General features: G+C 60.9%; 8 protein-coding genes and 1 pseudogene. 8 read left to right on the top strand and 1 reads right to left on the bottom strand.

Annotation, left to right across the window (positions count from 1 at the left end; all coding sequences use genetic code 11):
* Positions 1-259 precede the first annotated feature (259 nt).
* Positions 260-1,111, top strand: coding sequence for an electron transfer flavoprotein subunit beta/FixA family protein (locus ACVW0R_RS08925; RefSeq protein ID WP_011431509.1), 852 nt, complete (start codon positions 260-262; stop codon positions 1,109-1,111).
* 137 nt (positions 1,112-1,248) lie between these two features.
* Positions 1,249-2,367 (top strand): electron transfer flavoprotein subunit alpha/FixB family protein, encoded by a 1,119-nt coding sequence (locus ACVW0R_RS08920; protein WP_011431510.1) that lies wholly within the window; start codon positions 1,249-1,251, stop codon positions 2,365-2,367.
* 18 nt (positions 2,368-2,385) lie between these two features.
* Here the strand turns inward: ACVW0R_RS08920 and ACVW0R_RS08915 are convergent, their stop codons facing one another.
* Entirely contained in the window at positions 2,386-2,670 is a 285-nt protein-coding gene (locus ACVW0R_RS08915; RefSeq protein ID WP_011431511.1) for a YggT family protein, read from the bottom strand.
* 289 nt (positions 2,671-2,959) lie between these two features.
* Between ACVW0R_RS08915 and ACVW0R_RS08910 the strand changes: the two genes are divergently transcribed.
* From ACVW0R_RS08910 to ACVW0R_RS08885, 6 genes and pseudogenes are all read left to right on the top strand, one after another.
* Positions 2,960-4,102 (top strand): response regulator, encoded by a 1,143-nt coding sequence (locus ACVW0R_RS08910; protein WP_011431512.1) that lies wholly within the window; start codon positions 2,960-2,962, stop codon positions 4,100-4,102.
* A gap of 227 nt (positions 4,103-4,329) precedes the next feature.
* Positions 4,330-4,720: pseudogene (locus ACVW0R_RS08905) on the top strand (response regulator).
* A complete protein-coding gene (locus ACVW0R_RS08900) occupies positions 4,717-5,082 on the top strand; it encodes a response regulator transcription factor (RefSeq protein WP_457501938.1) in 366 nt (121 codons plus the stop codon). The pseudogene ACVW0R_RS08905 and the gene ACVW0R_RS08900 overlap by 4 nt, the downstream one beginning before the upstream one ends.
* 111 nt (positions 5,083-5,193) lie before the next feature.
* The gene (locus ACVW0R_RS08895; RefSeq protein ID WP_041438647.1) at positions 5,194-5,712 is read left to right on the top strand and encodes a chemotaxis protein CheW; all 519 of its coding nucleotides are present in this window, start codon (positions 5,194-5,196) and stop codon (positions 5,710-5,712) included.
* A 308-nt stretch (positions 5,713-6,020) separates the two neighbouring features.
* Positions 6,021-8,471 carry a methyl-accepting chemotaxis protein gene (locus ACVW0R_RS08890; RefSeq protein WP_457501937.1) on the top strand — a complete coding sequence of 817 codons (2,451 nt, stop codon included), beginning with the start codon at positions 6,021-6,023 and terminating at the stop codon, positions 8,469-8,471.
* Positions 8,472-8,654: 183 nt separating this feature from the next.
* Positions 8,655-13,916 (top strand): response regulator, encoded by a 5,262-nt coding sequence (locus ACVW0R_RS08885; protein WP_011431517.1) that lies wholly within the window; start codon positions 8,655-8,657, stop codon positions 13,914-13,916.
* The last annotated feature ends 426 nt before the right edge of the window (positions 13,917-14,342 follow it).

The raw sequence follows: 14,342 nt of genomic DNA, 5'->3' as shown, positions 1-14,342 counted from the left end.
AGAGCCACTCCTGCTGTAGCGCCAAGTTAGTATCAAGTTAGATGTCTAACAAAGTTACTGAAAAGCAGAGATCATTGCGCCTCATTAACCATAGTAAATTGTTCTTCAGTTCTTAGAGAGAAACCTTGAAAACGGCAGGTTCTGCGGCCATGGCTACGCTCAAGCCCAAAGCTGCTATCGATCCCAAAGAAAAGCTAAATAAGCCTGCGCAGGTTGGGGATCCCTTCTAACGTGGAGAAAATTGCTGGGGAGTTGCCTCTTGGAAACCTTTGTTTTGATCAAGCAAGTTCCCGATCCAAATGCCAAAGCCGGCATCAACAGCGATGGCACGATCGACCGGGCCAAGGCCAAGCGGATGCTCAACCCTTTCGATCGCTATGCGCTGGAAGCGGCCCTGCAAACCAAACGGCAACACGGGGCGAGGGTGACGGCAATTACCATGGGGCCGCCCCCGGCCATCGAGGTGCTCTACGAGGCCATTGCCCACGGCGTGGATCGGGGCATTTTGATGACCGACCGCCGCCTGGCCGCTTCGGATACCTTGGCCACCGCCTATACCCTGGCCCACACGGTTCGCTACGCCGGCCAGCCCGATGTCATCTTCTGCGGGCTCCAGACCACTGACGGCGACACGGCCCAGGTGGGGCCCCAGTTGGCCGAGCGGCTGGGAATCCCTCAGGTTACCTATTGCGAGGCCTTCGAGATCCGCGACGGGATGCTGGTGGCGCGGCGGGCCATCGAAGGGGGATCCCAAATCGTGATGGTGCCTCTGCCGGCCTTGGTCACGGTAGCCAATTCGGCGCGGCGTCTGGCCTATCCTACCCTGCGCGGTGTGCAGCGGGTGCAGCGGCTGATGCGGGATGAGGCGGCGCGGGCCGAGGCCATCCAGATCCTCAACCTGGACGATGTGGGGGCCGATCCAAAGCGCTGCGGCCTCCAGGGATCCCCGACCATCGTGGCCGCCACCGAAAAAGTAGGGGAAATCGGCGGCAACTGTCAGATCTTTCAAGGGCAGCCCGTGCCGCAACTGGTGAAGGAATTGGCTCAGGCACTTGACTTGAGCCTCTACCTGGCTACCCCAGAGGCTTTACCCTCTTTCCCCTTCCGCTAACTCCACCCTCTAAACCCATTCCTTAACTTCTCAGTTGCAGCCTGCCCAAAGGTGAGTTATCGCTAAGTTGCGGAAATCTGTATAGGAATTGACCAAACTTCCCAGCCTTTCTACTTTGATGAGGAGTCGTAAGCTCTATGGAGCACAAGCGGGTGTTGATCTTCGCCGAGCAGATCAAGGGTGAGTTGCAGCCCATCGGCCTGGAGCTGTTGGGAGCGGGGCGACGGCTGGCCGATAAGCTGGAAGCCACCCTGAGCGCCCTTGTCCTCGGGCACAACATCGCTCACCTGCCCCCAATCCTGATCGGCCATGGGGCGGATCAGGTCTTCGTTGCCGACCACCCCGAGCTGGCCGAATACCGCACCCTGCCCTACCGCCGCGTTATCCTGGACTTGATCAAAAGCTGGCCCCAGCCGCCCCACACCATCCTGCTGGGATCCACCACCACCGGTCGGGACTTGGCCCCCCGTCTGGCCGCCCACCTGGAAACCGGCCTGACCGCCGACTGCACCGAGCTCGACATCGGCCCCTTCGAGTACAGCAACAGCAAAGATCCCGGCAAGTCTGGCTTCTTCCCCGACTGCCTGTACGCCATTCGGCCCAGCTTTGGCGAGTCCCTCAAGGCCCGCATCCTCGGCCCCTGGAAAAACCCGCAGATGGCCACCGTGCGCCCCGGGGTGATGCAGCCGCTTCCCTGGGACGGATCCCGCCAAGGAGAAGTGATCCCGGTGCCGGTTAACTTGGAGCCGGAGGATCTCAAGCTGCAAATTGTGGAAACGGTGCGCAACCTCTCCCAGGCCGTCGATCTGACGCGGGCCAAAGTGATCGTTGCTGGCGGCTACGGGCTGGGATCGGCAGACGGCTTTGAGCTGATGCGCGAGCTGGCCGCCTGTTTCCCCAACAGCGCCGTCGGCTCCTCCCGCAAGGCTGTGGATGCCGGCTGGATCCCCTATGCCCACCAGGTGGGGCAAACTGGCAAGACCGTCCGCCCCCAGCTCTACATCGCCTGTGGTATCTCCGGGGCCATCCAACACCGCGTCGGCATGGACAAGTCCCAGACCATCATCGCCATCAACAAAGACAGCTCTGCCCCCATCTTCAAATTTGCCCACTACGGCATCGTGGGGGATCTCTACCAGGTGGTGCCCGAACTGATCCGGCAACTGCAGCAGATGCAGGAGAAAACCCAGGCGGACTCTCCTGCCCGGCCTTCGCCAACCCCCGCCCTGCAGATCCCTATCTTGCAGGGCCGCTAATCCTCCTGGGAAAGCACTTTAGTGCAGGGCCATGGTCAACAATCCCTGCTGTCCCAGCAACACCTCCCGCAACAGGGTAACCAGGCCCACCCACACTACAGGCGCCATGTCCACCCCCCCCAGGGGCGGGATCAGGCGGCGTGTCGGGCGCAGCAAAAACTCCGTCAGGCCGACCACTGGCGAATAGGGCAGCCGAGAGGTATCCAGTTGCGGATACCAGGATAAGAAGATGCGCAGCACAAACAGAACGGTGTAGAGCGCCAGCAGCGGGCCCAGCACCCAAGTGGTGAAAATCGGCAGCATTGCTTTTGCAACAATTGAGTTTCAGGGGAGGTTCTTCACCTATTCTGCTCCAAGGAAAGCCGCCTGTGCAGATCCATCGGCTTGCCTTCAAACCAGAAGTTAGTCCTTTGGTCGCTGAAAAGGGATCCCTGGATCCGCTTCTGGCCAGTTCCAACCTAAAAGCCCGAGGAACCCAGAAATCTTCAGGATTCAAAGTGGGTTATTTCCCCAAAAAGCTCCCCTTGTGGGATGGCAGCAAGAAGGCTAGCGTCATAATGGTCATATCTTGCTGACTGCAGGCAGGGATCCCATGCAGGGAAGATTACAAGAGATCGATATCCGAAGCATCCTTCAATTGATCGAGTTGGGCCAGCGCACCGGTGAGCTTTTCGTAGAGGCCAGACCCTCCATCTACTGGTTTGTCTTTTTCTTGAACGGGCGAATCATCTACGCCTCTGAAACCGAAGGCCACATCGCCCGCCTCAAAGACTACCTGCGCCGCTTCAAGCTGGAAGCCGCCCTAGACGAAGTTCAGATCCCTCCCAAAGCTGCGGTCAATGCCCCCGAATACAACCGCCTCTGGTCTTTGCTGGAAAACCACAAGCTCAACCCCAGCCAAGGCAAGCAAATCCTGCTGGGCATGGTGCGGGAAGTCCTCTTCGACCTGCTCAGCCTCCACCAGGGCTCCTTCATTTTCGAGGCTGGATCCCCCTTGGCCCCCCAACTGACCACCTTTCCTGTCACCCCTCTGCTCGCCGAGATGGTCACCCAGGTGCAGGAGTGGAAAAAGCTGCACCCCTACATCCAAGACCCCAACCAAGCCCCCACCATCGTCAACCCCCTGCCCCTCCAGCAAACCCTGCCCGCCCCCGTCTTCAAGGCGCTGAGCGAGTGGTCGGACGGCAAAACCAGCATTCGCCAAATGGGTCGCTACCTGGGCCGAGACACCCTGGTGGTAGCCAAAGCCATCTATCCCTATGTTCGTCAAGGGGCGATCCACCTCTCCGATCCCGTCCTGATCATCGAGCCCCAGCGCACTCGTCCCCTCAAACCCAGCGACAAGCCCGCCCACATCCTCTGCATCGACGACTCCATGGCCATCCAAAAAACCGTGGAGTTCATCTTGCAAAACGAGGGCTACCAGGTCACCACCATCGGCAACCCCCTCAAAGCCCTGGGACAGGTGTTTCTCCTCAACCCCGACATGATCCTCTGCGATGTGGCCATGCCCAAGTTGGATGGGTACGAGCTGTGCGCCATGTTGCGCAAATCCAGCCAGTTCCGCGAAACCCCCATGATCATGCTCACCGGCAAGGACGGCTTCACCGACCGGCTCAAGGCCCGCATGGCCGGGGCCAACGAGTTTCTGAGCAAGCCCTTTTCTGAGAGGGAATTGTTGACCGTCGTCGAATCTTATGTGGGCCCACCTCCCAAGCGGGGCGGTGGCGAATAAGCGGGGGGCCAGCCGAAATCCCTAAAAAATGTCGAGATTCGAGCCAAGCAAGCAGAGTACTGCAGAATACTGGACAGAAGAGGAACTTCACCAAACAATAGGAGGTAGCCCAACCAGCCTGGGGCTGCAAGGCCAGATGCAGCCAAAAGCGCTGAAAGACAGGATCCCACTTCAGGTAGCCGCCAGGGTTGACCGGACACGCGAAACACAGCAGGGGCGAGATGACCATGAGCAAAGTACTGGTGGTGGATGATAACCGTACCTATCTGGAGGCCATTTCCAGCCTGCTCTCCGAGAGCGGGTTGGAAGTCTCCACAGCCATGGACGGTGTGGAGGCGATGGACATCATTCGTCAGCAGAAGCCTGACGTGGTGGTGCTGGACATCGTCATGCCTGGCATGAACGGCTACGAAGTGTGCCGGGAAGTGAAGAAAGATGAAAGCACCAAGCACATCCGCATCGTCGTGTGTTCCACCAAAGATAGATCAAGTCTTTGATATCGAGTGGGCCAAGCGCAATCAAGCCGATGCCTATGTAACCAAACCTTTCAAGCCTCAAGAGCTATTGGCTACTATCAAACAGCAGTTGCGGGAGATCAAGGAGACCAGCCAAAAATGAGTCGCGTTCTGGTGGTGGAAGACAGCCAATCCCAGCGGGAGATGATCGGCAAGTTGCTGCAGGAAAACGGCTTCGAGGTGATGACGGTGGAAGATGGCGTGGAAGCCGTAGAGGCGGTGAAGCGAAACAAGCCCGACCTGATCGTGCTGGACATCGTCATGCCGCGGATGAATGGCTACGAAGTGTGCCGTCTCCTCAAGGCCGATCCGCTCACCCAAAAAACCCCGATTGTCATGTGTTCTTCCAAAGGCGAAGAGTTCGACCGCTACTGGGGGCTCCGCCAGGGAGCAGATGCCTATATTGCCAAGCCTTTCCAGCCGCAGGAACTGGTGGGTACGATTAAGCAATTGCTGAGAGGCTAGGAACCGCCCATCCCGCCTCTATGCCTGCTGGCAGAGCCCAAAGGGGTTCCATGCCCTGGACAAGGGAGCGGCGGCCACCCCTCCACAAGACCATCGATACGGGGGAGCGTCATGCTAGGGGATCTGGATCTGTTGATGGGGGATGAGACCCAAGAATTGCAGGAAATGGAGGCTCCCGAAGGTGAGCTATTCCTGAAATTCAAGGTCGCCACCGGAGAAGAATTTGCCCTGCCGGCAGTATCGGTTGTAGAGGTGATGAGCATCGGCCCTGAGAAAATTACCCCCATGCCGAATGTCGCGCCAGTTCTGCTGGGCACTCTGAACTTGCGGGGCGAAATTATCTGGGTTGCGGATCTGGGGCAGTTTTTGGGGATCAGCCCGCCCCTCAACCTCGACCGCGCCGAGCTCCCTGTGGTGGCCGTGATGGATCAACCGGATTTGCTGATGGGCCTGGCTGTGGATTTAATTGTGGGCATGGAGTGGCTGAAGACGGAAGCGGTGCGGCCTGTTCTCGTGGCTCCTGAGTCGATAGCTCCCTTCTTGCGAGGGGAATGGGTGGTGCCCGCGACGGGAGCCCGCTTGCCGCTGCTGGATCAGTCAGCCATCCTGAGATCCGACCGTTGGGGTTGAGGAATGGCTAGCCGCAAGTTCGGCAGAAATGCGGAAATTCCAAAGCCATTCACAATGGAAAGAATGGAGCCGATCTTGTTCCCTAGAGATTGGCGCCCGGCCACCCGGCGAGTGTGGCCGTGCTGCCCCAATGGTCTGTGGAAAGAGGGCAAGAGCCCATTCTTTTTGGGAGCAAAGCAGCCAGTTGGGAGAGGTAACCTATCTGTAGCTTAACAATCTAAAGGGTTTAGGCGGGTTGGTGTTGGGGGAGTTCTGGGCATTTGGGTTGAAGTAGCAACAGAGGTAGCCAAGCAGGGAAGGGAGGATCCATGGTTTCGAGCGCAAACAATCAGAGAGACTTTACCGAGGCAATGGTCGCCTTTTGGCAGGGAGACTACGTCGAGGCAGTGCGGTTGTTCAACCAGGTAGCCGCTGCTCAGCCGCAGGATACTGCTGTCAAGTTGCTGCTGGCCTCGGCCCAGAAGCAAGCGGGGCAGTTGCTGGAAGCCCGCCATACCTACGATACCATCCTCAAGACGGCCAGCGATCCTGAGGAGCTGGAGTCGGCCCGCAGGGGCCTGGAGGAGCTGCTCCAGATGGCGCCGGAGCTGGCGGATGTTCCCTCTCCGGCGCAGGAAGACAAGCTCCAACCTCAAGGGGAGTTCCCACCTCAACCGGAGGAGGCGGATCCCTTTCCCCAGTTTGAGTTTGAGGCGATGAGGGAACAGGAGGCCGACCCCTTTGCTCAGGATCTCTTCTCGATGCGAAGCGACAGCTTTGCCGCCGATGAGATGACTTTTGGCGAGGAAGAAAGCTTTGCGGATCCTTTTGAGACAAGGCTAGAAATGGAGCCTGCGGATCCGTTTGCCTCCTCTCACCCGCTGCCCGCCAACCCTCAGGTAACGCCGCCAGCGGTTCCGGGAGAGACCGCTTTGCGAGCGGGCAGGGAGCAGCCTCAAACAGACCCAGTGGTCGATGACGATTTTGCCTTCCTTAGCGAGTTCGACCGGCAGCACCTGCAGGATCTAGACAGTGATTCTATTACGCAGTTGGCTGGCGACGCGGCTTTTCCCGAGGAGATGGGCTTCTCCCTACCCACTTTTGGGGAAGAGGAGGTGGGATCCCTGGATGAGGGCCTGCCGACGGAATTGGCCACCCCCATGAGCGAGCCGATCCCTGCCCCCGAAGAAGACACGGCCGGTCCTGGCCCTGCTCTTTTCGAGCTCAACGAGCTGGACAGTCTGGATCGCGAACTGGCCGGCATGGAGGGCGGCGAGGTGCCGGTCTTCTCTCCCGATGAGGGGGAGACGCAGGAGGCGGGCGGAACGGCTCGCAGCTCGCCTACAATCTCGATGCCCCTCCCAGGGGGCCAGGGAGCGGGGATGTTCGCTGGGATCGCCAACCGCCCGCTTGCCGATCGGCAGTTGGCCACAGCGCTGATCCAAGGAGCCGTGAGTTTGGCTGCCGGGTTGGCCATTGGCCTGGGGATCCCCGCCAATGGGGGAGCTCGCTTGCTTGCCGGGGTCATCGGGGGTGGAGTGATCGGCACGGGAGCCGGGGTTGTGCTGGGGGCCAGCAGTGCCAAACACATTCGCTCCACCGCTCAAGAGCTGGCCAGCCACTTTGCCGCCTTGGCCCAGGGGAATTACTCCGTCAGAGCAGAGGCGAGAGGGGATGACGAGTTGGGCCGCTTGGCCAACAGCTTTAACCAAATGGCTGCCGCCCTGGAGGCCCATTTTGCCGATCTGAGCCAGCGAGCTGCCGAGCAGGGACAGGCCAAGGAGGACTTACAACGCCAGGTCATTCGCCTGCTGGACGACGTCGAGGGGGCAGCCCGCGGGGACTTAACGGTGCGGGCGGAGGTCACTGCCGATGTGCTCGGCGCCGTCGCCGACTCTTTCAACCTGACCATTCGCAGCTTGCGGGACATCGTTGTCCAAGTGAAGCGGGCCGCCGCTGCCGTCAACGATGCGGCTTTGCAGAGCGAGAACTTTGCCCGCAGCCTCTCTGCCGATGCCTTGCGCCAGGCGGAGGAGATTTCCAACTCCCTCAACTCCATTCAGGAGATGACGGAATCAATTCAAGAGGTAGCCAGCAACGCCCGCGAGGCGGCCAACGTGACTGCCCAAGCCACAGAAGCAGCCGCTCGGGGTGAAGAAGCTGTGGATCGCACGGTAAGTGGCATCCTGGAAATTCGCGAAACCGTGGCAGAAACCACCCGCAAAGTGAAGCGATTGGCGGAATCCTCGCAGGAAATTTCCAAAATTGTGGCTTTGATCTCTCAAATTGCCTCGCGCACCAACCTGCTTGCCCTCAACGCCAGCATCGAGGCGGCCCGAGCCGGGGAATCGGGACGGGGCTTTGCCATCGTGGCCGATGAGGTGCGACAACTGGCCGACCGAGCTGCCAAAGCCTCGAAGGAGATCGAGCAGATCGTGTTGCAGATTCAATCGGAAACCAGCAACGTGATGACGGCTATGGAAGAAGGCACCCAACTGGTGATCGAGGGGACGCGGCGGGCAGAGCAGGCCAAAAGCAGCCTAGACGAGATCATCGAGGTCAGCCGGCGGATCGATGGGCTGGTGCGGGCTATTTCTCAGGCTACCGTGCAGCAAACAGAAACCTCTCGCGCCGTGGCCCAGGTAATGCAATCAGTGGAGCTGACTGCCAACGAGACGTCCGAAGAGGCGCAGAAGGTAGCCAGCTCGCTGCAACAGTTGGTGAGCATCGCTCGCGAGCTGCAAGCTTCTGTCGGTCGCTTCCGGGTGGGGGATGAATGAGCAAATCTGCTCGGTTGGCGGGCATCCTAGGGACAAGCAAGGATCCCGATGGGAAGTTGCCGCACTTCAGGGACATCGGGATCCCTCTGTCCCAAGACAGAATCCGGGCATGGGAGAGCTTCCCCTGTCCGATCTGCTACTACTGATATGAGTACCTGTGGGCTGTAGGAGGAACCTCCTGCCATGAATGAAGAAGCACAAAAGCGGATCCTCGGTTATTTTATCGAAGAAGCCCGCGACCACTTGGCAACGATCGAGCAAGGGCTCCTCAGCCTGCGGGACAGCGTGAGCGATCCTGAGCTGATCAACGAGTTGTTCCGAGCTGCCCACTCCATCAAAGGCGGAGCGGCCATGCTGGCCCTCGCCAGCATTCAGCGGACTGCCCACCGCCTAGAGGATTTCTTCAACGTGTTTCGCTCTCGCCCGGGCGAAGTGCCGGTGGATCAGCACTTGGAGACGCTGCTGCTGCGAGTTTTTGATGGGTTGGCGGCGTTGTTGGACGAGCTGCAGAGCCCTCGCGGTCTCACCCAGGAGTTCAGCAACGCGACGCTGGCGGAACTGGAGCCGGTTTTTCAGGAGACTGAAAACTACATTCAGAGCCTTCTCGGCGCTGGCCCTGTCGCTAGCTCTGCTCCGGCTGCCCCCCCGCCGCCGGCGGCCCGCACCCTACAACAAGAGATGGCGGAAGTGGTGCCGCAGCAATTGCGGCAGATGTTGGAGCTGTTCAAGCGAGGGGATCAGCCGGGCATTCGCGAGCAGTTGCGGGAGGCAAATGCCGTTCTCAAGCAGATCGGGCAAGCCCATCATCTGGCGGGCTGGCAGCAGCTCACAGAAACCTTCGAGCAAGCCCTGGGCAACCCCGACGCCGATCTGCGAACGTTGGCGTTGGTCGCCCTGCGAGACTTGAAGCAGGGGCAGCAGCTTATCTTGGCGGGCAGGGCCGAAGAGGTGACGGCCTCGGCGGAATTGCAGCAATTGGCTCGCCCGGCGGCTCCCGCTCCGCCGCCGGATCCTTTGGAGGTGGTGGTTCACCAGCAGATCCCGGCCCTGTTGCGCCAGATGCTGGAGCTGTTCAAGCGTCCTGACGACCCGGCAACGCGGCCTGCCCTGCAAAGCTTGGCCCAATCGCTCCAGCAGGTGGGACAGGCCGAAGGTGTGGATCTGGGCGGCTGGACGGCCCTAGCCCGCCTGATTGGCGAGATCCTGGCAGATCCTGCCCAGGATTTGCGGCAACTGGCTCTGCCGGTTCTGAGAGATTTGAAACAGGCTCACCAAGCTCTGGCCAGCGGAGCAGCGCAGACCATCCAGCCCTCCGCTGAGTTGTTGGCCTTCCGCCCTGTGCTGCCGGCCCTTGAGGAGCCAGAGCCGCTCTTCCTCGAACCCGAGAGCACGCCTGCCCCAGCGGACTGGGCCGCTGCTGGGATCCCGGCAGAAGAATCCTCTGCCCCTGATGGGAGCCAAGAAGAACCTGAACCAGGAGAGGCGATCCCCGTCGAAGCAACCCTGCAAGCGGAGGAGGCGGCCTGGGATCTGCTGGCCGAACAGCCGCCGTCCACTTTGGAGATGGACAGCGTTCTGGCGGGCGAGGAGGGCCCAGGGCTGAGCTGGCCGGAGATGTCCACCGAGGCTTTGCCAGAGGAAGACTGGCAAGCAGCCGCCGACCTTGCCCAAGAGGGCGTCGCCGCGCCGGAAGAAGCCGCAGCAGCCCGCGGCTGGCTCCAGGATAGGCTGAGCTTTGGCTCAGGCGATTTCGACGCCCCTCCTTTGAGCCTGGAAGCAGAAGCCTCCGCCGCCTTTGACGAGCTGTTTGCCAACGCAGAGCAGCTATCCGATATTGAAGAGCCGCCGCCGGAGCTGATCCCTCCTTCCCCCGAGCCTTTTTCGCAGGCGCTTGAGGAGCTGAGCCCAGAAGAGGGGGGAGCGGAAACGGATTTGGCGGAGCTGTTTGCCGAAGTAATGGGCGAAGCGGCGGCAGAGCTGTCACCTGTCGAGCCTGCCGAGCTGACAGGAGCCGAGGAAACCAGCCAGGCCATCTGGGATGTCCCCGCCCAGGAGCGGGCGGCCCAAGTCGCTGCGGAAAGCCCCGAGGAAGCCTCGGCTGCAGACGAAGCTGCAAGTGTCGGAGTGGAAGCCTTGTTCGAGCTCGAGGAGCTGGCAGTAGAGAGCTCTCCTCTGCAGGAGCTGTCTCAGTTGCCTGACTTTGGGGCTGCTCCCGACAGCGGGCCGGAAGCGGATCTTTGGGCAGAGGAGCCGTCTCCGTCCCTCCAGCCTGGGGATGGGGAGGCGGCCGCAGACTTGTGGGCTGAGTTCCCCGCCGACATCTGGCCGGGGGACTTTTCTGTCCCCGATGAGACGGGATCCCTGACATCTTTGGACTCTGCGGCTGAAGGCGGCCTGGAGAGCCTTGTCTCGGCGGCGGATCAGGCCTGGTGGAGCCCAGAAGAAGCAGGCGAACCTTCCCCCTCTTTCGAGGTGGCTTCTCAACCCTCTTCTGACCTTGCCGACTCTGCCGCAGTCGAGCAACTGGAAGACCTTTTCGCCGAAGAATCTTCGCCCGGCGAACCTGCCGCTGCGGCGGAGAGCTTCTTGGCCCCTTCCGACGAGTCGACGGCGGCGGAAACCCCGGACTTGGGGGCCGAGCTGAGCCTAGCCGATCTCTTCGCCGGGGAGACGCTGGAGGATGCCCCGGGCACGGGGGATGCGGCACAGGCCCAGGACTGGGCTCTTTTGGAGAACCTCTTCCCGGTTCAGGAAGAAGCTCTCTATCCTGAGGGCCAGCCCGCGGAGGCCTTCGACCGCCTCGAGGCTCTATTTGCCGAGGAGCCCGCTACCGAAGCACTGAGCTTAGAAACCAGCGGATCCCTCTCGGCCATGGATGGCGAGGTGGATTTGGATGAGTTGAGCCGGTTCTTTGCAGAAGGGGAGGCCGCCCAGGAAGCGATCCCCTCAGATCTGGCCACTTTCCTGGGCGAGGCAGAGGCTTTGCAAGGGAGCAGTCTGGAGGGAGTGACTCTGCCTGAGCCAGAACCACTTGTAGCTGCAGCAGAGCAAGGCGGAGCTTCCCAGCCAGCAGAGGACGATCTGGCCAGCCAACTGGAAAGCCTGTTCGCGGAGGATGAGCTCTTGGCTGCCCAGAGCGCGACTGTTTCCCCAGATGAGACACAGCCTTTGGAGGAAGAAGCGCCGGAAGCCTCTCCTGCCCCAAGTTTGGACGATTTGGCCGCCCTTTTCGATGCCGCCGAACCAGCGGTGCCCCCTGAGCTAGAGGAGGTCATCGCTCCCATTGTGGGATCCCCTACAGCCGTGAGCGGCGAGGTCGCCGACGATTTCGCAGCCCAACTGGAATCCCTCCTAGGCGATCTCGAGGTCGCCCCCCAAGTCTCTGCAGCAGCGCCGGCGCCTTCTCCGCCCGCTGTCGCCGCCCCAGCAACAGCCGCCCCCACGGCACCGGCTACCCCAACAGCACCGACCACACGGCGATCTGCCCTCAGCAATCCTGTAATGCGGGTGGAGGTGCGCCACCTCGACTCCATCAACAACTTGGTGGGAGAGCTGGTGGTCATCCGCAACAGCATGGAGCAAAACCAAACTCGCCTGCGCCAGTTTCTGGATGGCCTATTGGGCCGGGTGCAACAGCTAGGGGAGCTGGGCCAGCGCATGCGGGATCAGTACGACCGCTCGTTGCTGGAAGCGGCGCTGTTCTCCAGCCGCAGCAGCGCGGCAACGGTGGGGTTTGGTCGGAACGGCGAGGAATCCCCTCGGGGACGGGTGGGTCATTCCATAGGCCAAGAGTTCGACAAGTTGGAGATGGATCAGTTTACGGCCTTCCACACGCTGGCCCAGGAGATCATTGAGCTCATCGTGCGGGTGCGCGAGTCTTCTTCCGACATCGAGTTTGCGGTGGACGAGGCAGAGCAGATCACCCGCCAATTCCGCCAGGTCACCACCCAACTGCAAGAAGGCCTGAACCGGGCGCGCATGGTGCCCTTCTCGCAAATTGCCGACCGGCTGCCCCGCGCCGTCCGTGACCTCTCCATCAAAACGGGCAAACAGGCCAGCCTGGTGGTGGAAGGCCGCGACACCCTCATCGACAAGGCCATCCTGGAAGAGCTTTCCGACCCGATGACCCACCTGGTGAACAATGCCCTGGTGCACGGGATCGAGCCCCCTGAGGAGCGGCGCCGCTTGGGCAAGCCCCCTGAAGGCAAGATCACCGTCAAAGCTTTCTACCAGGGCAACCAGACAATCATCGTCGTCGCCGACGACGGTGCCGGCATCCCGGTGGAGAAAATCAAGGCCAAGGCGCAAAGGCTGGGGCTGCTGTCAGAGCAGGCAACCGAAGAAGAAGTGTTCAACGTCCTCTTCCACCCCGGCTTTAGCGTTCGCGAGGCCAGCGAGGTGGACGATCTGGCCGGGCGGGGGGTTGGCTTGGACGTGGTGCGCCGCAACATCACCGATCTGCGCGGCAGCATCCAAGTGGATTCCGTGCGCGGCAAGGGCACCACCTTCACCATCCGCCTGCCGCTTACCCTGAGCATTTCCAAGGCAATGGTGTGTGTCAGCGACAAAGCCCTGATCGCCTTCCCCCTCGACGGTGTGGAGGAGATGCTGGATGTTCCCGTCGACGAGGTGCAGCCGGATGAACAGGGGCGGCCCTCCATTCCCTGGCGGGATCAACGCCTTCCCTTCCAGCCCCTCTCGAATCTGTTGTCCTACAGCCGCAGCCACAGCCGCAGCCGCTCAGAGGTCTACAGCATCGCCCAAGAGGAGGGCATCCTGCCCATCGTCGTCCTGCAAAGTGCCGGCCAGTACGTTGCCCTGCAGGTGGACAGCTTTGTGGAAGAGCAGGAAATCGTGATCAAGCAATTGCGCGGGCCTGTGCCCAAACCACCTGGCATTTCTGGGGCAACGGTGCTGGGCAATGGTCGCGTGCTGCCAATTGCTGACGTCCTTGAACTGGTAGATATGGCCCAAGGCCGCCGTCGCGATCTCAGCCGCCTCTGGGCGGAGCGTCGCGCTGCGGAGCCACGTGCCGAGGAAACCCATCAAACCACGGTGCTCATTGTGGACGACTCGATTGCAGTGCGGGAACTGCTCTCCATGTCCTTTCAAAAGGTGGGCTACCGGGTGGAGCAAGCCCGCGATGGCCAGGACGCCTGGGAAAAGCTTCGCGGTGGCTTGCGCTGCGATCTCATCTTTTGCGACATCGAGATGCCGCGCATGGACGGCTTGGAGTTGCTCTCCCGCATACGGGCAGACAGCAACCTCAGGCATATTCCAGTAGCTATGCTCACCTCACGGGGGGCAGAACGGCACCGGCAGACAGCCCGCGAGCTGGGAGCCACTGCCTACTTCACCAAGCCCTACTTGGAGGAAGAGCTGTTCAGCGCTGCCGCTCGCATGTTGCAAGGGGAGCAGTTGTTGGCACCCAACCCCACTTCCTGAACTGGCGACGCCAGGGGCGCCCAGATGGAGGCACCAAGCTAAGGGATCCCACTCTGGCGCCAGGATCGCCAAAGGGTTTGACTCCAGAGGGGGCTGGAAGGCGTAGGATATTGACCTGTTGTCCTCGGAGAGAAGTGGCGATGCGCCTGACTGTCTGTGCTCTGATCCTGGCTGGTGGGTTTGTCCTGGGCAATCCCTGGCTTGCCAGGGAGCTGGGGCTAGAGGCAACTGCTCATGAGAACAAGGGGGGGCTCTCAATCCAGAGAGCTCATCGGCTAGGCCTAGGCCCTGCCGACGAATCCTTCGAACTGCGGTTTCTGGATGCGATGATCCTGATACATTTACGCTGAACACTGCTGAGCATTACTGCTCAGCGGTGAAGCGATAGCATTCTGTCCGTTTCCGTTGTCACTACGCGACGCTGAC

It is taken from the genome of Thermostichus sp. MS-CIW-15 (assembly GCF_054060575.1).
The sequence above is the reverse complement of the archived record's forward strand: the minus strand, read 5'-3'. Positions and strand labels throughout refer to the sequence as shown.